This is a genomic window from Calditrichota bacterium, from assembly GCA_013112635.1.
Classification (GTDB): Bacteria; Calditrichota; Calditrichia; order Calditrichales; family J004; genus JABFGF01.
Window position 1 is genome coordinate 641,412 of sequence record JABFGF010000002.1, and the last position, 20,582, is coordinate 661,993.

The window sequence follows — 20,582 nt, forward strand, 5'->3', positions numbered from 1 at the left end:
CCTCTAAAAATTTACTTCTTAAAATTGAAAGGAATGTAAATGTTAAGACTTGTCTTTTTTTTCCTGATTATTTTAGCTACCTTTTTATTTGCTCAAACGACACCTCAATCCGGCTTATCTTCCAACACTCCAGATTTAGTTGTTTATATGAATGCCCGGATTAGCAACCCGGGACTATCAAAAGTTTCCAACACACTTATACTGGATGGTAAAACAATTGTTGCTGTGGGCGATAATTTAAAACCACCAAAAGGCTCGCAGATTATTGATACCAAAGGCGGCTTTATTTATCCGGGTTTCATCGAGCCATACACCCGTTATGGTGTCCAGGAATTAAAAAAAGGAAAGCGGGAAAGAAAACCAAAACCGACTATTTCGAGAACCGGGATGATCCATTGGAATGCGGCTGTGAAACCACAGAGGTCAGCAGCAAATGAATTTAATGCCAATGCAAAAAAAGCAGAAGAATGGCGAAAATCCGGGTTCACATTTGTACAGACAAACGGAATCGATGGGTTGTTCCAGGGCTCTGCTGCTGTTGTTTCACTGGGACAAGGTTTAGCCAACAATCTTATCCTAAATGATAATAGTGCTCAGTTTATGTCCTTCTCAAAAGGAACATCCGTGCAGGACAACCCTTCATCTCTTATGGGTTCAATTGCTTTGATCCGGCAAACTTTATATGATGCAAAATGGTATCAAAATGCCTGGAGTGCTTTTGACTCTAACCCAAACCAGCAAAGACCGGAGAAAAATATTTCTCTTCAGACACTGGCAAATGTCGTTAATAAAAAACAACCGGTAGTTTTCGGGGTATCAAATTATCTTGATCTGATGCGCGCCTCGAAAATCGCTGATGAGTTTGGATTGAAATTTATTTACAAAAGTGGTGGAGACGAGTATAAACGACTAGACGATATTAAAAAATTAAAAGCCACTTTAATTGTTCCAGTCAACTTTCCCGCAAAACCATTTTTAACCTCAGCCGACTTCGATGCGGATATCACCCTTGGTGAACTTAAACATTGGGATACTGCTCCTGAAAATGCAGCCCGGTTAGCCAAAGCCGGAATCCATTTTGCTTTTACCACAAATGGATTAAAAGATAAAAAAGCATTCTTAAAAAATGTCAGACAGGCTGTAAACAGAGGGTTGGATAAAAAAACCGCCCTCGCTGCACTTACAATTGTACCTGCAAAAATTGCCGGCATTTCTCAATTAGCCGGTTCTTTGGAAAAAGGCAAATCTGCCAGCTTTATTATTTCGGATAAGGATATATTTGAAGAGAATGCAACTATACAAACTGTAGTTGTTGAGGGAAAACGGTATGAAATTAATCAGCCACCGGAAAATGATGTTCGTGGTAAATGGCTACTGAAAAGTACAGGTTTTGAAAATGATATTACGTTATCTATAGAAGGAAAAATTGCATCACCAAAAGCATCCTTTCAGATTGACAGTTTAAAACTAAAAAGCAGCGGTTTTAGCATAAAAGGCAGCCGCATAGTTTTTAACATTACAAGTGACACTCTAAGTATTAATGCCCCACTTCGTTTTACTGGTCGGGTGACCGCTGAAAACCTTTCCGGCAAATCAGTAAATGCAAAAGGAGAACAAATTTCATGGACCGGGAAAAAGATTGATCCTTTTAATGAAAAAGAAAAAAAGAAAAAGGGGAGTAAAAAAAATAAATTAGCTTCATTTGAAACTACTTTTCCCAACAAAGCTTACGGAAGGAAATCGATTCCTGCTGTCACCAAAACTGTTGCAATAACCAATGCCACAATCTGGACTGCCGGAGAAAAAGGAACATTGGAAAACAGTGATATTATTTTCATGAATGGAAAAGTTTTGAAAATAGGGAAAGGCTTATCCATTCCAAACAGCGCCTTGAAAATTGATGGAACCGGGTTGCACATCACACCAGGCATAATTGACGAACATTCGCATATTGCCATTAGCCGTGGTGTAAACGAAGGATCCGAAGCCGTTACAGCTGAAGTACGAATTGGTGATGTTTTGAATCCAGACAATATTCACATTTACCGTCAACTTGCCGGAGGAGTTACAACCTCACAACTTTTACACGGTTCAGCAAATCCGATTGGCGGGCAGGCGCAGGTTATTAAATTGCGATGGGGTGCAAATGCTGACGGGTTAAAATATAAACATGCTCCGCCTTCCATTAAATTCGCTTTGGGAGAAAATGTTAAACAATCCAACTGGGGCGACAATTATAATTCACGCTATCCACAAACCCGGATGGGTGTGCGTGAAATAATGTGGGACACTTTTCAAAGGGCCAGAGATTATGAAAAAGAAATGATGGCATATGAAAAACTTTCATCATCAAAAAAGAAGCAAACCGTGCCACCGCGACGTAATCTTGAACTGGATACGGTTTTAGAAATTTTAAATAGCGAACGATTTATCCACTGCCATTCTTATGTTCAAAGTGAAATATTAATGCTAATGCGCCTGGCAGAAGAATTTGATTTCCGGGTTGCTACTTTTACACATATTCTCGAAGGATATAAAGTGGCCAAAGAGATGGCTGAACACGGTGCCATGGCTTCTACTTTTGCCGATTGGTGGAACTATAAATTTGAAGTTTATGAAGCCATGCCATACAACACAGCCTTGATGGCCAATAATGGTGTTGTTTCTTCAGTAAATTCTGATGATGCAGAAATGGCCCGACGTTTAAACCAGGAAGCTGCAAAAGCAATCAAGTACGGCGGTCTTTCAAAAGAAGAGGCAATAAAGCTTGTTACAATAAATCCTGCGCGTCAGTTAAAAATAGATAAGCATACCGGCAGCCTGGAAATTGGTAAAGAAGCAGATTTTGTAATCTGGAACGATGATCCTCTTTCAATATATGCCAGTGTTGTGCAAACCTGGATTGAAGGCCGTAAATATTTTGACGTTGAAGAAGACAAATTGCTTCGGAAACAGATTAAAGATCAACGCACTGCCCTGATTAAAAAAGCACTTCTTTCAGGAAAAGATAACGGCAATTCAAAAGGAAATGGCCAAAGACAAAAGCCTCCAAAAGAGGATTACAAATGTGATGATTTGACGGATTATATTGGAGGGCTTGAATAATGAAAATTCAAAAATATCTTAGGTTTTCTTTTTTAATAGTATTTATTTCTGTATTCAGTTTGTTTGCTAATGATCTGATTCCCGGCAAAAAACAGGACAAACCGATTGCTTTAACCAATGCCAAAATCTTTACTGTATCCGGTGAAATAATCGAAAATGGCACAATCATTTTTAATGATGGCAAAATAACTGCTGTCGGGGAAAATGATCTGAAAATCCTGCAAGGCTCAGAAGTTCATGACCTAAACGGAAAACATGTCTATCCCGGTATTATCGCTGCATATTCCCAACTTGGGCTAATGGAAATTCCTGCTGTTCGTGCTACACGTGATTATTCTGAGGCTGGCTCCTATAACCCCAATGCCCGTGCCGATATTGCCTACAATCCAGATTCTGAAGTTACGCCAACTGTACGTTCCAACGGGATAACCACTGCATTAATTGCGCCAATGAGTGGGCGAATTTCCGGGATATCATCCGTACTAAATCTGGATGCATGGAACCGTGAAGATGCCACTATTTTAAAAAATGCCGGGATGATTTTAAACTGGCCGGGGATGACGATCCGAACAGCCTCCTGGATAAAAGATTCACCGGCAAAACAGCAAGAAAATATTGATAAATCTCTTAAAGAAATAGATGATTACTTTGAGCAAGCCAAAGTTTATTATGAGGCCCGCAAATCAAATCCTGAAACAAAAATTGATATTCGTTTTGAATCGATGACAGATGTTTTGGATAAGAAAATGCCATTGATTATTTCAGCTAACGAGTACAAACAAATAGAGGCGGCAGTTAATTTTTGCAAGCGTCATAATCTTAAAATGATTTTGCTTAGCGGGATGGATGCCTGGAAAATGACCGGCTTGTTAAAAGAAAATAATATTCCGGTTATTTTGCGCCAAACACATACATTACCCCAGCGCGAAGACGAAGATTATGATATAGGATTTAAACACCCGGCTTTGTTGCGGGAAGCAGGTGTAAAATTTTGTATTGCTAAAACTACACGCGTTACATGGGCTTTATTCAACCTTCCTTTTTATGCAGGGACAGCTGTAGCCCATGGCTTAGATAAAGCAGATGCGCTAAAAGCGATTACACTGTGGCCGGCAGAAATATTAGGTGTGGACGATAAAATCGGCTCTCTTGAAGTTGGTAAAAATGCCACCCTTATTGTGAGCAGCGGTGATCTTTTGGATATGCAATCCAACAATATTGAAATGATGTTTATTGATGGCCGAAAAGTAGATTTAGATAATAAACATAAGCGGCTATATCGCAAATATAAAGCACGGAAATAACATTGGAAAAGAGAAACCCAAAATGACTAACAATGATGTTTTACGCCGGATCCGTTACAGCTTCGATTTTAGCGATCCGAAAATGATTGCAATATTTAAAGCCGCGAACCATGATGTTACCAGAGCCCAAATCAGCAGCTGGTTAAAAAAAGATGATGATCCCGATTATCTGGCCTGCAATGATATAACCATGGCTACTTTTTTAAATGGTCTAATTAATGAAAAGCGTGGCAAAAAAGAAGGGCCGCAACCCGAACCGGAGAAACGGCTGAATAACAATATCATTTTTAGAAAACTTAAAATTGCGTTGGATTTGAAAGCAGAAGATGTTTTGGCAATTATGGATTTAGCCAACTTAAAAATGAGCAAACATGAGTTGAGTGCCTTTTTCCGTAAACCGGGACATAAGCATTTCAGGGAATGCAAAGATCAAATCCTACGAAATTTTTTAAAGGGTGTGCAACTTAAATATCGTAAAGAATAGTTTTATTTCAATCTTTCCAGCTCAGCATTTATTTCGGTCAATGTCTTTCGGATCAGCGTAGAGAGAGTTTTATATCTTGCTTGGATTTGAGATTTAAAACCGATGTTTACAACAAACAAATTCGTAAAGGCTGAATCTTTTATTAATTTTTTAAACTCCTTCGATTGAAGCAAATTCTTCTTGTTATAAATGCTAATTAATGAGATCGGCGCCTCTTTCATCATATAAGGCATAACGTGCTCTAAAATCATAGTGCGGTCTATATGGATGTATTCTTTAATGTGGCTGTATTGATTTGCATAAATGTTAATAATTTCCGTTAACACCTTTTTATTTGATATGAGCTTTAACTGCCCTGTTGCCTGCAATTGTTGGAAGTGAACATTGCGGATTTCAAAAGTTGAGTAGTTGGCAAAATAATTAAGCGCATTTTTGATTGAATCCGGGTTGGCCTTTTTGTTGTTAACGTTTTGAAGAAAATACCGGTAATATCCGGAATAATCTTGTATTGTTTTTGCCTCATTAAAAATTGTTGTGGAATCCACCACAAGGTCATCATGGATGGCTTGCAAAGCTTCGATTTCGGCTTTATTGTTATCTCTTTCTTTGCGCCATTCGTTTAACATAAATGAAAGAGAAATCCCAAAAACAATTATTATAAATTCAAGAAAATATTCCGGAAGTTTATGCTTTATATTCATTCAAATAATCCATGTAAGGTTAGTGAAATGCCTTTGTATTTTGTTCCATGTAACGGGTGTTCTTTAGGAACATTGATATCCCCTTGAGAATAGCGTAAATCAACATGAGACAAAACAATATTTAAAAAGTCATCCTGATAATCGCTATTTATAAATTTAAAAATTCCGCGTGTTGAAAATGTCATTGCCGAATAGTGAACATATTGAGGAAAACCAGGGCCTTTCATTTTGTGAATTCCAAAAGATGCTGTTTCAAAAAGGTTTATGCGAACAGATGTATTAACCTGAACTTCTTCATCCGAATTTCCCTGATACATGTGCTTTCCCAAATCTATATCACCAAACCCATTTTGATATGACGCATCGACACCATTTCTTTTTACGAGAATGTCTTGTGCTTCGCGGGCCACCTCAAACTCAATAAATTCTAAGGGAATGTTATTAAACTCAGACATAAGTCCAAAAGAAAAACCAAGACCAAATTTAGCTGTTCGTGGCAAAGGATCAGCTTGTTCCGGATCACCATAGCTAATCATGTCTCCAATATTTGTGGTAGCATACCCCAGATAAGCATTAGAGAAAAGACTAGTGTTTTCATCTAGTAATACAGCTTTATCAATATTTTGTAGATGATTCTTTAAAATCGGTAAATCCACCATAAATCCAAAATCATGAGCGTTTGCATCTGCTCTTTCATCATCAATCTCCCTATCCACTGTAATTTTATGCGGCGCAGGGTTTGAGTTTATTTTTTTGTACGTATAACCAAATGAAAAGTGGGCAAAATATTCAAAACCAAAACCTACTGAATAAGCATCGTACATTTCATGAGAGTTAAATGCCCCCAATGTAAAGCCACCATCATCTGTATAAACATTTTCACCAAGGTCAAGCAATGTGTGCATATATCCAAGCCCAACATTTAGATCAATATCTTCGTAGACATCTTCAAAAATGTATCCGCCTGCAAAAGCTTGGCTTTGTAAATATAAATCATCAAAATCGAAACCTGGCAGCCAGTTCATTTTTTGTGGGTAAAATTGCGTTGAGAAATTATTATCACGACTAAAAACCCCCAACTGTGCCGGGTTATAATAAAACCCAAACGTGTCATCCGAAGGTAAAACCGTGTTTGCTCCCATATATGCACCAAGACCTGGTGAAGGGCCAATTTGAACAAATGGAACAGCAGTGCTTCCAGGTCCTTGCGAGAAAAGAATAAATGGTACAAAAAACAGAATTGTTAATAAAAAGGTACTCTTTTTCATGTTAACCTCATATGGAAATGTTCTAAGTTTCCATAATATAACTAACGGAATTGCAATATTCCAGATAAAAAGAAATACTTACCCAAGAAGCCGCCGGTGATAATTGATTTGCCCTAAATGATAATTAAGATGCCCATTTAGATGGATAAGAAAAAAAGCTGTTGTCATTTCGTAACCTAAAACCTGTTCAGGATATATTTTTTCAAGATCTTTTTCTGTCAGGCCGGACAGCGTTTGTTTAACTACATCCTGGGTTGTTTGTAGTTTACTAAGCAGGTCTATACGTGAAATGTTTTTTACAGAAAACTCTTTTTCTCTATCCCGGATGTAGCCGCTGTCCCCAAGTACATTGCCAATAAAATATTGCAGGTTACCAAACAAATGCAGGCACAAATTCCCTGCAGAGTTGTTGATTTCTTTGTCAACAATCCAGAGTGCACTTTCATCACTATAAAGCTCAACTTGTTTTTTTAAGCGCTTTAAGTCACGCTCAAATAATGATTTTAATGATTCAATTATCGTGGCCATGAAAGCTCCTTCTTTTGACTCATTTAAGTTTCAAATCCCGCAACCTGATTATCTGTCACCACTAACAATATTACCTAAAATGCCACCGCCTAAACCGGCAACACCTTTTTGTTCTCCTTTACCACCATAATTTGATGCCGCCGCAATACGATCAGCCAAACGAGAAAAAGGCAAGCTTTGCAGAAACACAGTTCCCGGCCCGGAAAGCGATGCCAAAAATAATCCCTCGCCACCAAAAAGGGCATTTTTAAATCCACCAATAAACTGGATATCATAATCAACGGTTGGCGCCATGCCAACCAGGCAACCCGTATCGACACGCAACGTTTCACCTTGCTCAAGATATTTTTCAATTATCGTTCCACCGGCATGGATAAAGGCCATTCCATCACCACTTAAGCGTTGTAGAATAAATCCTTCGCCGCCAAATAACCCCGCACCTAATTTTTTTGTAAATGAAATTTCAATCTCGGTCCCACTGGCTGCACACAAAAACGCATCTTTCTGGCAGATAAAATTCTTCCCAAAGTCAGCCAAATAAACCGGAATAATTTTTCCCGGATAAGGTGCACTAAAAGCTACATGGCCTTTTCCGCTTCCATTAAACAGGAATGTTGTAATAAAAAAACTTTCCCCGGTAAACATTCTTTTAAATCCACTAAACATACCACCGCCTGTATCGGTTTGCATCTCAATATCTTTTTCCATGTACATCATTGCACCTGCTTCAGCGCGAACACCTTCACCCGGATCAAGTTCAATCTCTACTATTTGCATGTCATCACCGATAATGCGGTAATCAATTACATCTGCCATAAAACCCTCCAAAAATTTTTATTTTTCCTAATTTTATTCTATTCATTTTTGTTATATCCAATCAAAAGGTTGGAGAAACAGATTACTGGAAAAATGTACAAGTACAGATTGTTAGCATCATTCCATTATTCCAATAATTCGTTTTAAAACTCATAAGCTCCAAAATCAAAAATCCCATTTTGGGGACGCTTTTTTCCGTCGATATCAGTTTTAATAAAATTAATATCTTTTGCAGAATCAATCGCGGGCGAGCCATTTTTTAAATGATAATCATGTTCTGACGGATTTACAAAAAAGCTGTTCACTTTATTAGGATGGATCGCAAGATTAAATTGTGTAATTTCTTTTGAAAAAATTTTGGGCATCTTTTTGCCGGTAAAAAGATTGTTCTCAACTCGAAAGTCGCCTGGCAATTTCCCGACCTTTCTCAAATGTTTTTTTATACCGCTACCAAAAGTATTATTTAAAAGATGCAGTTTTTTCATGTCATCTTCGAACCGAATTGCAATTTTGTTCTCATAAAAAAGTGAATTAATTACTATCACTTCTGCAGGAAACCTTAGCCGCATGGCAATTTCATTATCCCAAGATTTAATTCCATCCAACGTGCAGGTAACCGGATTTTTAATATTAAAAGCTGCTGCATTTTTTATACGTGTTGAATGAAATCCATAAGCCGAACAGTTTTTGATTTTTATATTGTGGGCCTTTGGATTATCCTCTTTATCGGCTTTAAGGTCTATTGCATTTTCCGCCATTATTTTACCAATAGCATCATTGGGCAATCCGGCCTCAGCGCTTTGATTTGCAGAAATAGGCTCAACCCAAAATGTACACCCTTCAATTAAAACGTTGTCCCAATCCGAGCGTGATGGAGAAATTTGGATGCAGTCACCGGTGATCTGAAAAATTTCACAATTCCTTATTGTAAGGTTTTTAACACCGGCGGTGCTGATGCCATGCGGCTCTTTTTTTGTTTTCGCATACCAACTAAATCCATGATGTATTTTACAATTTTCGATTAAGACATTTTCCACTGAAGCGATGGTAACAATATCTCGTTTTGAATTTTTAAACTCACAACCAATTATACTGACATTCCCCTCATTAATATCACACACAGGGCTTTCATCCCAAGCGCCGTCAAACAAAATATTTTTAACAACAATGTGCTCATTATTTATTTTAAGGGCTTTGCCTCCGCTTATAACTTGTACCACATTATTTTTAAAAGACTGTATCACGATTGGCTTGGCCGGCAAACCATCATTTTCCGTGTGAATCGCTTCATTATATTTCCCACTCAAAATATTGACAATATCGCCGGGTTGATCCGCCTGATCCAGTGCTTCAGAAATAGTTTTAAACGGTGCTTGACGGGAGCCGTTGTTAGAATCATTTCCTTTTTTGCCATCAACAAAATACTCCCCGGCAAATAGAAGGTTGGAAATAAGAAACAGCAGTAAAAAAAACTTTGTCATTTTTTAATAACCAATTTGTTAGCAGGTAAAGAGAAACTAAAATAAAAAACTCATTCTAACAAGATTGAATTCGTTTGGCAAATGGGCAGGATTTTCTGGCAATCTGACTTGCTGATTTTTAAAAACCTGCGTATAAGTCACAAAAAAACGGTTGGCATAATCATTGAAGTAATAAAAGCAACTTTCAACAACTGGAGAAAAGTTATGACATTTCAAAGATTTGGACCAAAGCGTAGAATGATAAATTTTAAAGGTGATTTTGACCGCCTGTTTGAAGAGTTTTTTGGTGGTTCTGATGATGAACTGGATAAAGGAGATGTTTCTCCAAAAGTTAGTATTGAAGATAAAGCAGGTGAGTATATTGTTCGATATGAGCTTGCCGGCCTCTCTAAAGAGGATGTAAAAGTCACTTATAAAAATGAAAAATTATACATTACAGGTGATAAAAAAGAAGAAGCAGAACAAGCGGTTTATTATAAGAATGAACGGAAATTTGGTAAAATTGCCCGTGGTATTGAAATACCGATGTTGATAAAAGCAGATGAAATTGATGCAGTTTTTGAAAATGGGCTTTTATCCGTAACGCTGCCAAAAGAAGAAGAGGATAAAGAACCAGGTATTGAAGTAAACATTAAATAACAACTCTGCGGCCTTCGTGGAATTCTTTAGCTTCGAAGGTCGCTTTATATTCTTGATCTTCAATGATTTGAAAAGTAGATTCATTACAAAACACATTTATTGAGGATTTTATGAATTTTGGAACAACAGAAATACTAATAATTGCTTTTATCATCGTTCTACTTTTTGGCGCAAAAAAATTACCCGATTTGGCAAAAGGGCTTGGCTCCAGTATTAAACAGTTCAAAAAAGGAATGGATGAGGAAGAAGAGAAAAAGAAAGAATAATTATTTAAAACGTACCCGCTTTATTTCCTTTAATCCCTCCTTTTTATTTTATAAATCTATTTTTTCTGTCGTTATTTGAAGAATATCAATCTTTAGTTTAAATCAAGAATGCAAGTTAATTGTAAATTGACTTTGCACTATTGAATGTTTTGACGAAATGGGAAAAAAATGAATTTTGAAAAATATACACTCAAAGCTCAGGAAGCAGTTTCTTCTGCAACTAAGTTTGCCCGAAAAAATGAAAACCAGCAAATTTCTCCTGCACATCTTTTATATGCTTTATTGGAAGATGCCAATGGAATCGTGAATACTGTTTTTAACAAATACGCGGTTGACCTGGAAACCTTCAACAGTTCACTAAACCAAAAAATAAATCAAATACCGAGGGTTCATGGCAATACAACTGAACAGGTCTATTTAAGTCCAGAGATTTCCACTGTTTTTGCCAAAGCCGAAGAAGAAGCAGAATCATTAAAAGATGAATTTGTCAGCACCGAACATTTACTATTAAGTTTATCCGATGGCTCATCCGATATTGCCAAACTGCTCAATAAAAACAGAATTACAAGGAACAATATTTTAATGTCTTTAAAAGATATCCGTGGAAACCAGAGAGTGACTGATCAAAATCCTGAAGCAAAATACCAGGCATTAGAAAAATACGGACGTGACTTAACTGAACTCGCCTTAAAAGGAAAATTAGATCCTGTGATTGGACGTGATGAAGAAATCCGCCGTGTTATGCAGGTCTTATCGCGCCGTACAAAAAACAACCCGGTGCTGATTGGGGAACCGGGTGTTGGTAAAACAGCCGTTGTTGAAGGCATCGCGCATAGAATTATTTCCGGCGATATGCCTGAAAACCTACAGGACAAAAAAGTTGTTGTTTTGGATTTAGGCGCATTAATTGCCGGGGCAAAATTCCGGGGAGAATTTGAAGAACGCCTAAAAACTGTCCTTAAAGAAGTAATTGAAGCTGAAGGTAAAATTATTCTTTTTATTGATGAGCTTCATACGTTGGTTGGCGCCGGCGCTTCAGAAGGTGCGATGGATGCCTCCAATATGTTAAAACCTGCTTTGGCCCGAGGGGAATTACACACGATAGGTGCCACGACTTTAGACGAATACCGAAAATATATTGAGAAGGACGCTGCACTGGAACGCCGTTTTCAACCGGTTGTGATTGACCAGCCAACTGTAGATGATACAATTTCAATCCTGCGTGGATTAAAAGAAAAATATGAGCTTCACCATGGTGTGCGTATTAAGGATTCAGCTATAGTTTCGGCCGCAGTTTTATCCGATCGTTATATCTCAGACCGTTTTTTACCGGACAAAGCCATTGATTTGATTGATGAAGCGGCATCACGATTAAGGATTGAAATCAATTCCATGCCAGAGGAACTGGATGATGTTTTGCGGCGCATAAAACAATTGGAAATTGAATCTGTTGCGTTAAAAAAAGAAAAAGATAAAAAATCCCGGGAACGTCTCGCCAATGTACAAAAAGAGGTAGCCAACCTAAAAGAATCTTCTTCCAAGTTGCATTTGCAATGGAAAACCGAAAAAGGGATTATTGCCAAAATTAACAATCAGAAAAGCAAAATTGATGACCTTAAAAACCTGATGGACCGTTATGAGCGTGAAGGCCAGCTTGATAAAGTTGCAGAGCTGCGTTATGGCTTAATACCGGCAACTGAAGAAGATATAAAAAAGCAGCATCAAAAGCTGATCCAAGCCCAATCTGCACATAAAATGCTAAAAGAAGATGTTGAAGATGAAGACATCGCACAAATAATTGCCAAATGGACAGGAATACCTGTTCAAAAAATGCTGGAAGGTGAAAAAGAAAAACTGTTGCAAATGGAAGATCGGCTAAGCCAAAGGGTTGTCGGCCAACCAGAAGCCATCTCCGCAGTTTCCAATGCAATCAGGCGGTCACGAGCTGGGCTAAGCGATGAAAGTAAACCGCTCGGATCATTTATTTTTATGGGCTCAACCGGTGTTGGCAAAACAGAGCTTGCCCGTGCTTTAGCAGAGTTTTTGTTTGATGATGAATCAAACATGGTTCGCATTGATATGTCTGAATACATGGAACGCCATTCTGTTTCACGATTGATTGGTTCGCCACCCGGATATGTTGGATATGAAGAAGGTGGACAATTAACTGAGCAAGTTCGCCGAAAGCCTTATTCTGTTGTTCTTCTTGATGAAATTGAAAAAGCTCATCCTGAAGTTTTTAATATTTTACTGCAGGTTCTAGAAGATGGCCGTTTGACAGATAATAAGGGACGAACCGTAAGTTTTCGAAATACAATCATTATTATTACTTCAAATTTGGGAGCAGAATATATCCGCGACCGATCGGCCGGACTTGCTGAAAATAATGGTTCTATTCAAGACAATATTTATGAAGACATCAAAGAAAATGTTTTACAAATACTGAAAAAATCACTACGTCCGGAGTTCTTAAACCGCATTGACGATGTGATTGTTTTCCATCCTCTAAATAAATCTGATATTCGGCAAATTGTTAAAATTCAATTTGAACATGTTAAATCTCTACTTAATCAAAAACAGATTTTGGTAGAAATATCGGAAGAGGCGCTTGATTTTCTGACCGATCATGGCTTTGATCCGGTTTTTGGCGCAAGGCCGTTAAAACGTCTAATACAAAAAGAGCTGATCAACGATATAGCCAAAGAAATAATTGCCGGAAATATTGCGGGTGGAGAGAAAGTAATTATTGATGCGCGGGATGGTAAAATACTTATAAAGCATTAAGCTATATCCGTAAATATATTTGAATTAATCTGTTACTTTTTAAAAATTGTTACATCAAACAGCTAAAACAGACACACTAAGATTAGGAAAATATGAATCCCAAATTTTTAAAAATTGGACTTTTTGCAGCTTTAGGAGCGAGTGCAGGCTTTGCATATTATTATTTTATCGGTTGTAATAGCGGGCATTGTGTTATTAGCAGCAATCCTTACATCAGTACAATTTATGGGTTGGTAGCCGGAGTTTTTATGGGATGGCCAACCAAACAAAAATTGAAAGAAAAAGATGAAAAACAATCCTGATTGGTTTTAGGATAAACTAAAGTTCTGCTCATTCCACACGAATTGAATATCCTGTTAAAAATTAAATATTTCAGCCGGATATTCAATGACTCAAAAACTTACCTCCATTTTTTATTTCATCATTCTATTTTTATGTTCTCTTTTTTCCGGATTAATATCCCAAACAAGAATTGATTTTAGCCAAAATGAAAAATTTCTCTCACTGGATTATAGTTCTTTCTACCCGCACTTAATGCTGAAACATAAAATTGGGGATTTTTATAAATTACCCAAAAACCCGGTTTTATCACCTGCCCGATCTGGCTGGGATCAACAGGATGTTGCAGATCCGTTTATACTTGTCACCGCAGATTCTATTTTTCTTTTTTATGATGGAAGCAACAAAGGCCACTATTCAATTGGTTACGCTGTTCGTGATGATGCCGGTTGGGCCTGGGTTAACCGAAAACAAATTTTAAAACCGGATAATCAATCCTGGCGTTCCTTTCATTTGATTGCGCCAACTTTCATTCCAGGAAATACTGACCATTTTATTTATAATGGTAATAGCAGCGACTCGGAGCTTGGTTATCAAATAGGCATGTCCCGAAAAGATAAATCAGAAAAATGGCTTTTTTCAAGTACAAAACCGCTTTTTAAAACTGATACGGGTAACTGGGATTTTGCAGGAAATGCTTACCAGGATATTGTCTATTTCCCAAATGAAAAGAAATATAGAATGTGGTTTTCAGGATTCTCCGGCCCTTTTGCAAGTATCGGAATTGCTGAATCTGATGACGGTAAATTCTGGCAAAAAAGCAACAAACCTGTTTTAGAATCTTCTCCGGGTGTTGTTGCGCCTGAAGTTGTTTTTAATGGTGAAAAATATATAATGTATTTTGCACATCTTGACCTTAGCAGTGGGTTTGGAACAAAAATTAAATCCGCTGAATCGGACGATGGTATTAACTGGGACAACATAAGAATCGTACTTAAGCCTGAAGCGAAATGGGAAGGTAAGCGACTTATGCGGCCTAATATCTCTTTTTTTGAAGAGCAGGTTCACCTATTTTATTGTGCGCAGAAAGGTTCCAAATGGCATATTGGTGAGGCAATCGCTGATGCTTTTTTTGAGAGCAGCGGTATCTGGCAATCGAAGGAAATTAAAAACGATTTTCAAAGACTGATAATTAAATATGAATTACCTTTTCAAACCGAAATTAAAATGGAACTTATAGATGGGAAACAAGGAAGTAAAAAGTTACTGGATTTGGAAAGTGAAAAAAAGGAACTAAGGACGGGTGTTTATCAATCATCTTTTATTCTTGAAAAAAAGACAGGTTCTTTTAAACTAAAAATACAATTGGCAACAAAAAATGAATTACGTTCACCGGTTATTTATCAAATAGACTTCGAGAAATAACCTAATTAACTAACAATTTTTTTACCTGTGATACAAATTCTTCACGGGAAAGCGGTTTGGTTAAAGTAGAATGGGCGCCTAATGCTTTAGCCATTTTTAAAGTACTTTGCGAATCGATGTTTAGCGCTCCTCCCGATATTGCAATTATTTTAACCATGGGATCTTCTCTCAGGAAAATTTGAATCAGCTCAATTCCTTCTTTTTCAGGCATAATTATATCGGTTACAATTAAATCCGGATTATATTTATGAAACTTTTTAATTGCTTCTTCACCATCCGCTGCGGCAACAGTTTTATAACCCTCTTTTTCAAGCATTTGCTGGAGCATTTCACGTACAAGTGTATCATCATCAACAACAAGAATTTTTGACATCTGTATTCCTTAATTTTTATCTAATATCTCCCTTGTCAGCTTGCCTAGAGTTCTTTTGCCAACAGGTTTATTAATATAACCCTTTATTCCCAAATCATAAACAATTTCCTCATCAATTGTTTCGCTATAACCGCTCATCAAGATTATCAATATCTCTTTACGAATTTTCATTAACTCTAAAGACAAATTGAGTCCTGTTAAACCAGGCATAATCTGATCTGTAATAACCAAATCAAAACTATCCGGATTATTTTTAAATACTTTCAGAGATTGAACACTATCATTCATAACAGTTACACGATAACCCAAGCTTTCTAATAATTGACCGGTAACGTTGGAAACCATTTTATCATCTTCAACAAGCAAAATGGTTTCGTTTCCACCAACTACTTCTTCCATAAAACTATCCATGGGTGATTCAATTACTTGAACTGTTGGCAAGTATACTGTAAAAATAGTGCCTGGGTTTGCATTAGAAACAGATATTTCACCTTTTAGAGAGTTTATTATTCCATGAACAACCGATAATCCTAAACCGGATCCTTCACCAATATTTTTTGTTGTAAAAAATGGGTCAAAGATCTTGTCATATACAGCTTTGTCAATACCTTTTCCTGAGTCTTGAACAACAAGCTTTAAATACTCCCCTTCTGGTAAGTCCATATTATTTTGATTTAGGCTAATCTTGCTTAAACTTATTTTTATTAGTCCGTTTTCCTCGCCAATGGCCTGATACGCATTGGTGCATAAGTTCATTACAATCTGATGAATGTGAGATGGATCGGCCATAACCATGGGGCAACCCGGGTCAATATTTTCTTGCAATTCAATTGTTGATGGGATCGATGAATGTAAAAACTTTACAGCTTCTTTCACCAGAATATTTACTTTTACCGGTTTAAATGTATTTTCTTTTTGACGGCTAAAAGTCAATATCTGTTCAACAAGCTCTTTAGCACGAACTCCGGCATTCATTATTGCTTTTAAGTTTGCCTGTGCAAGGCTGTCATCCGGAACTTCATCCATCGTTAGCTCCGAGTAGCCTAAAATTGCAGCGAGAATATTATTAAAGTCATGCGCAATACCACCGGCTAATGTACCCAGCGCCTCCATTTTTTGCGAAAGGACCAATTGTTTTTCCAGCTTTTTCCTATCACTTATATCCCTCTCAATACTATAAATATATGGTTTTCCATTAACAAGAACTTTACGGGCAGATACTTCAATCGGAAAACAGGATCCATCTTTACGCTTATCCGATGTTTCATAAACCATATGCTCCCCAGCAAGAATTCTCTCAACTCTGTTTGGGTTTCTTGTGGAAGATTCATCATCTTCAAGAACCGAAATTGGCAGGCCTATAAGTTCACTTTTATCATAGCCATGGCTCTTGTGCGCTGCTTCGTTTGCATCCATAATTAGAGCACCTTTATCAGACATTTCAATAAGGAAAATTGAATCAGCCGCATTATTAAAGGTTGTTCTAAAACGCTCTTCACTTTCTATTAATGCTTGTTGGGCTTTTTTAATTTCTGTTAAATCCTGAGTTGCAATTATAGCAAGCCCATTTTCGCCAAGGTTTCGTGAAAAATGTACTGAAATCTTTTCACCATTTAGAATTTTTATTTCAATCTCGGATTGATAATTATTAATTCCTTCTGCAATTGAGGCCAACTCATATTTAAAAATTCGATAAGAGTTTTCAGTGAAGGTTTTTTCGATATTATTTAAAAGCTGATCTTTATTTTGAGCCTTATATAAAACTACAGCTGCTTTATTTACATTTATAACTTTTATCATGCTTACGCATTTTTTTAGCTGATCTTGTTTCTGTTCAAAAAATTCTAAAAAATTACTTATTCCCGACTTTTTTTTTGCCTCTAAATATTCAATTATTTCTGAGTAATCCTCTTCCCATAATGGTACCGGAGAATTATCAAAAAGTTGTTTATACCTGGATTCATTTTGTTTCAAATAATTTTCAGAGTTTTTCCTTGAAGTGACATCTTCATGTATTAAAACAACATTCTTCACTGCGCCATCGGGATCTTTTAATGAATAAACTTTTGTTTGCAGCCAACGTTTTCTTCCAGGCATTCCTGCTATTTGTGGATCAAAGAAAACATCCGGTAAATCAATTTTATCCCCTTGGAACGATTTCGAAATAGCATCCATCATCCCCATTTTTTCAAGCAAAGGGTTATTAAAAACACTGTACTTATTAATTACTTCTTCTGCTTTAACCTGCCATAACTCTTCCCAAGCCTTGTTTACTTCCCGTAAGATTCCGTCTTTATCTAGAACCTCAATTGCCAGGGGAGATTGTGACATTAAGTTTTTGTAATTTTCTACACTTTCTTTTAAGGCATCATCTGTATTTTTTAGTTCAGTTACATCTTTCGCTATACACAAAATGCCTTCCCTGCCAGCAGGAATTTTAACTTTTCGCTCTGTAAGATACATATAAGATATTTTACCATCATGGCCCATATTCTTAACTGAATGCTCAAGAAGTTCTCCTGAATTAAGCTTTTTTAAATGCTCTTCAACTTCCCCAATCCTATCAGGATGTGAAAATGATCGGACATTTTTACCAATCAGGTCCTCTCCCGGATATCCAAGGGCCTTACTCATGGCAGGGTTACTATCTAAAATATTGCCATCCAAATCTTCTAACAATATTCCACTTGGTGATAATTCAAACAAGGTGTGGTAAAATTGATCCCTTTCTGAGAGCGTTTTTTTAATCTCTTTTCTTGCAGTAATATCTTTAGTTATTGAAATAAATTGTTTGGGATCATTATTCTTATCATAAATTACGCTAGCACTTATTTCAACAGTAAACTCACTCCCATCTTTTTTGATACAAACAAGTTCAATACCACCTAATCCTCCATGCTCAATAATCGTTTTTATATAATCTTGGATAAGAAGACGATTGTCTTCACGTATTAGTTCAGCGGCATTGGTACCAATTATTTCCTCTTTAGAATTGTAGCCATACATTTTTACTAATGAATCGTTCACATCAATTATATTAGCTTCTATATCAGAAATCGTAATACCATCGTAAAAAGACTTAAACAGGGATTCATAGCGCTCCGCCGCTTGAAAGGTATTATCATTAAACGTATTGCTTTTTAGAAGTTTTATTTCCCGTTCTAGATTCTGTACTTTTTTTATTAATTGTAATTTACTTTTTTTGTTTAATCGTTCCACACAATTCCCCAATAGAAAAATAATTAAGCCGTCCCTATGAAAGAAAAATATTCCTTTTTCAAAACTATATTTATAATTATTAAAGTAACTTGTTTTTCGACAAGGAATAAAAAAACAAAATATTTTTTATAATAATATCAAAAATATCTGGATTATTTGGTATGGAATTCACATAATCTGGAATTTCAATTTAAGACTCAAAATCGCTAACCTTTAATCAATAGGTTTTAAACATGCATTGCATTCACTAAGATACCAAGTAATCAAAAGCTCTCGGTCCTCAGCAAATCCTAATATTAAAACCTTGGTATTAATTTAGCATTTGATCAGGTATTCCTTGAAAATTTTAGAGATTAAATATTATTGTAGTCATAAAACCGGAAAATAGATAATGGTTTATTTTTTTTCATGAAGACACCTGGATTTTGGGGAAATAACCTTTCGACCCTCTGATACCTTCAAAAACAGAATAAAAGACATAAGCGTATTAATTCTTTTATTAACTATAATTTTTTGTATATTAAAGCGATGATATTTTATATCATCATCCCTCGTCCACCAACGTAGCAAACTAACTAATTTTTTAACTTTTCTCGAGGAGGCTTTATGAGGAGATTTTTAACTTTATTAATTTCCATTTCTTTTATTTATAGCGGAAGTGTTTTCGCAAATGGTTTAAGTTTGAACAGTGTTGGTACAAAAGCATTCGGTATGGGCGGCGCTTTTGTTGGTTTAGCAGATGATGCTACAGCCATTTATTGGAATCCGGCTGGATTGGCTGGTCAAAGCAATCAATTTTTAGCTTATTATACTGGAATTATGCCAATAGCAACTTATAAATATGATCTTGCCACTGTTGATGCTGAAATGACTTCCAACCTTTATTCAACCGGTGGATTATTTGCGGTTTATGGAATGGACAAAATGACATTTGGGCTTGGTGTTTATGTCCCTGCCGGATTAGGCGCTGAGTGGGATGGTGCAGATTTGGTACCTTTCTCCGCTGCACTTTCAGGAGCAACTGAATATAAATGGTTATCAGAAATAGGCGCAGTAACAATTGCTCCATCCATTGCATATCAAGTTAGTGATGATTTTGCAATTGGTTTAAGTATAAACATTTATTATGCAATGTTTGACTTATCCAGGTTTCAAGCATTTGATTTAAATGCTGATGGTGCTCCAGAAACCCCAACACAATACACAGAAGAATCTACTGGATTAGGATATGGAGTTACTCTTGGATTAAAATATAATGTTAATGATAAACTATCCCTTGGCGCATCTTTTAGAACAGAGACCAAAGTTGCAATGGAAGGCACTGCCGATCTTCCTGGATTACCTGCTGGTATAAACGAGTCAGATTTTGATAGAGATGTTTCGTTTCCTATGTGGATTTCCGGCGGTATTGCATACAAAGTAAATGAAAAAATTACAGTTGTAGCAGATGCACAATATAGTAATTGGGCTGCATTAGATGAGCTAGTAGCTGAGTATGACGCTTTACCTCAGGATGGCGTATTTAACCTAGAATGGGATGACGCGATACAATACAGAATTGGTACAGAGTTTATGGCGACAAAAGAAACAGCTCTAAGGCTTGGTTATTATTATGATCCAGCTCCTTCACCTGATGAAACTTTGAACTTCCTTTTTCCTTCATCAGAAAATAATGTCGTCACATTTGGTGTTGGACACGATTTTGGTAATTTCAGAGTGGATGCAGCTGGAGAATATCTTTTAGGTGCTGAAAGAGATGTAGACGCTCACCCGAATGCACTTATGCCTGAGAATGCTCCTGGGAAACATCAAATGGACATCTTTGCATTCAGTATTGCGTTTGGAATGGAATTATAAATAAAGAATTTAGATAGAAACTTTATTAAAACCATCCGGGTTACTCCCGGATG

Annotated in this window: 16 protein-coding genes; 9 read left to right on the forward strand and 7 right to left on the reverse strand. The window is 36.7% G+C overall.

What is annotated here, in order from left to right:
- Positions 1–39: 39 nt before the first annotated feature.
- The 3 genes from HND50_07910 to HND50_07920 are packed head-to-tail and all read left to right on the forward strand — an operon-like array spanning position 40 to position 4,893.
- Positions 40–3,105, forward strand: a complete 3,066-nt coding sequence (locus HND50_07910) for an amidohydrolase family protein (protein NOG45140.1) — start codon at positions 40–42, stop codon at positions 3,103–3,105.
- Complete coding sequence (locus HND50_07915) at positions 3,105–4,409, forward strand: amidohydrolase family protein (protein ID NOG45141.1); 1,305 nt, start codon at positions 3,105–3,107, stop codon at positions 4,407–4,409. The genes HND50_07910 and HND50_07915 overlap by 1 nt, the downstream gene beginning before the upstream one ends.
- Before the next feature lie 22 nt (positions 4,410–4,431).
- Positions 4,432–4,893, forward strand: a complete 462-nt coding sequence (locus tag HND50_07920) for a DUF1456 family protein (protein NOG45142.1) — start codon at positions 4,432–4,434, stop codon at positions 4,891–4,893.
- Positions 4,894–4,895: 2 nt separating this feature from the next.
- Here the strand turns inward: HND50_07920 and HND50_07925 are convergent, their stop codons facing one another.
- The 5 genes from HND50_07925 to HND50_07945 all read right to left on the reverse strand — a co-directional run bounded on the left by HND50_07925 (position 4,896) and on the right by HND50_07945 (position 9,687).
- The gene (locus HND50_07925) at positions 4,896–5,594 is read right to left on the reverse strand and encodes a hypothetical protein (protein ID NOG45143.1); all 699 of its coding nucleotides are present in this window, start codon (positions 5,592–5,594) and stop codon (positions 4,896–4,898) included.
- Positions 5,591–6,862 (reverse strand): hypothetical protein, encoded by a 1,272-nt coding sequence (locus HND50_07930; protein ID NOG45144.1) that lies wholly within the window; start codon positions 6,860–6,862, stop codon positions 5,591–5,593. Before HND50_07930 ends, HND50_07925 begins: the two co-directional genes overlap by 4 nt.
- A gap of 78 nt (positions 6,863–6,940) precedes the next feature.
- Positions 6,941–7,390 (reverse strand): DinB family protein, encoded by a 450-nt coding sequence (locus HND50_07935; GenBank protein NOG45145.1) that lies wholly within the window; start codon positions 7,388–7,390, stop codon positions 6,941–6,943.
- Between the two features lie 48 nt (positions 7,391–7,438).
- The gene (locus HND50_07940) at positions 7,439–8,206 is read right to left on the reverse strand and encodes a TIGR00266 family protein (GenBank protein ID NOG45146.1); all 768 of its coding nucleotides are present in this window, start codon (positions 8,204–8,206) and stop codon (positions 7,439–7,441) included.
- A gap of 143 nt (positions 8,207–8,349) precedes the next feature.
- Positions 8,350–9,687 carry a DUF1565 domain-containing protein gene (locus HND50_07945; GenBank protein NOG45147.1) on the reverse strand — a complete coding sequence of 446 codons (1,338 nt, stop codon included), beginning with the start codon at positions 9,685–9,687 and terminating at the stop codon, positions 8,350–8,352.
- 204 nt (positions 9,688–9,891) lie between these two features.
- Between HND50_07945 and HND50_07950 the strand changes: the two genes are divergently transcribed.
- The 5 genes from HND50_07950 (at position 9,892) to HND50_07970 (ending at position 15,080) form a co-directional block, all read left to right on the forward strand.
- A complete protein-coding gene (locus HND50_07950; protein NOG45148.1) occupies positions 9,892–10,326 on the forward strand; it encodes an Hsp20/alpha crystallin family protein in 435 nt (144 codons plus the stop codon).
- A 110-nt stretch (positions 10,327–10,436) separates the two neighbouring features.
- Positions 10,437–10,592, forward strand: coding sequence for a twin-arginine translocase TatA/TatE family subunit (tatA, locus tag HND50_07955; protein ID NOG45149.1), 156 nt, complete (start codon positions 10,437–10,439; stop codon positions 10,590–10,592).
- Positions 10,593–10,760: 168 nt separating this feature from the next.
- Positions 10,761–13,376, forward strand: a complete 2,616-nt coding sequence (gene clpB, locus HND50_07960) for an ATP-dependent chaperone ClpB (protein NOG45150.1) — start codon at positions 10,761–10,763, stop codon at positions 13,374–13,376.
- Between the two features lie 92 nt (positions 13,377–13,468).
- Entirely contained in the window at positions 13,469–13,678 is a 210-nt protein-coding gene (locus tag HND50_07965; GenBank protein ID NOG45151.1) for a hypothetical protein, read from the forward strand.
- A gap of 85 nt (positions 13,679–13,763) precedes the next feature.
- Positions 13,764–15,080: a hypothetical protein gene (locus HND50_07970; GenBank protein ID NOG45152.1), complete on the forward strand. Its 1,317-nt coding sequence runs from the start codon at positions 13,764–13,766 to the stop codon at positions 15,078–15,080.
- 1 nt (position 15,081) lies between these two features.
- On the opposite strand, the gene HND50_07975 is transcribed toward HND50_07970, so the two are convergent.
- Together HND50_07975 and HND50_07980 are read right to left on the reverse strand one after the other, a co-directional pair.
- Positions 15,082–15,453 carry a response regulator gene (locus HND50_07975; protein ID NOG45153.1) on the reverse strand — a complete coding sequence of 124 codons (372 nt, stop codon included), beginning with the start codon at positions 15,451–15,453 and terminating at the stop codon, positions 15,082–15,084.
- A 9-nt stretch (positions 15,454–15,462) separates the two neighbouring features.
- Positions 15,463–18,672 (reverse strand): PAS domain S-box protein, encoded by a 3,210-nt coding sequence (locus tag HND50_07980; protein NOG45154.1) that lies wholly within the window; start codon positions 18,670–18,672, stop codon positions 15,463–15,465.
- Positions 18,673–19,278: 606 nt separating this feature from the next.
- Here HND50_07980 and HND50_07985 point away from each other — a divergent pair.
- A complete protein-coding gene (locus HND50_07985) occupies positions 19,279–20,529 on the forward strand; it encodes a hypothetical protein (GenBank protein NOG45155.1) in 1,251 nt (416 codons plus the stop codon).
- Positions 20,530–20,582: the final 53 nt, after the last annotated feature.

Coding starts and splice junctions, on each gene's coding strand:
- HND50_07920 (NOG45142.1), top strand. CDS start 4,432: ATGACTAACAATGATGTTTTACGCCGGATCCGTTACAGCTTCGATTTT.
- HND50_07940 (NOG45146.1), bottom strand. CDS start 8,206: ATGGCAGATGTAATTGATTACCGCATTATCGGTGATGACATGCAAATA.
- HND50_07945 (NOG45147.1), bottom strand. CDS start 9,687: ATGACAAAGTTTTTTTTACTGCTGTTTCTTATTTCCAACCTTCTATTT.
- clpB (NOG45150.1), top strand. CDS start 10,761: ATGAATTTTGAAAAATATACACTCAAAGCTCAGGAAGCAGTTTCTTCT.
- HND50_07985 (NOG45155.1), top strand. CDS start 19,279: ATGAGGAGATTTTTAACTTTATTAATTTCCATTTCTTTTATTTATAGC.
- tatA (NOG45149.1), top strand. CDS start 10,437: ATGAATTTTGGAACAACAGAAATACTAATAATTGCTTTTATCATCGTT.
- HND50_07925 (NOG45143.1), bottom strand. CDS start 5,594: ATGAATATAAAGCATAAACTTCCGGAATATTTTCTTGAATTTATAATA.
- HND50_07975 (NOG45153.1), bottom strand. CDS start 15,453: ATGTCAAAAATTCTTGTTGTTGATGATGATACACTTGTACGTGAAATG.
- HND50_07950 (NOG45148.1), top strand. CDS start 9,892: ATGACATTTCAAAGATTTGGACCAAAGCGTAGAATGATAAATTTTAAA.
- HND50_07915 (NOG45141.1), top strand. CDS start 3,105: ATGAAAATTCAAAAATATCTTAGGTTTTCTTTTTTAATAGTATTTATT.
- HND50_07930 (NOG45144.1), bottom strand. CDS start 6,862: ATGAAAAAGAGTACCTTTTTATTAACAATTCTGTTTTTTGTACCATTT.
- HND50_07965 (NOG45151.1), top strand. CDS start 13,469: ATGAATCCCAAATTTTTAAAAATTGGACTTTTTGCAGCTTTAGGAGCG.
- HND50_07910 (NOG45140.1), top strand. CDS start 40: ATGTTAAGACTTGTCTTTTTTTTCCTGATTATTTTAGCTACCTTTTTA.
- HND50_07970 (NOG45152.1), top strand. CDS start 13,764: ATGACTCAAAAACTTACCTCCATTTTTTATTTCATCATTCTATTTTTA.
- HND50_07935 (NOG45145.1), bottom strand. CDS start 7,390: ATGGCCACGATAATTGAATCATTAAAATCATTATTTGAGCGTGACTTA.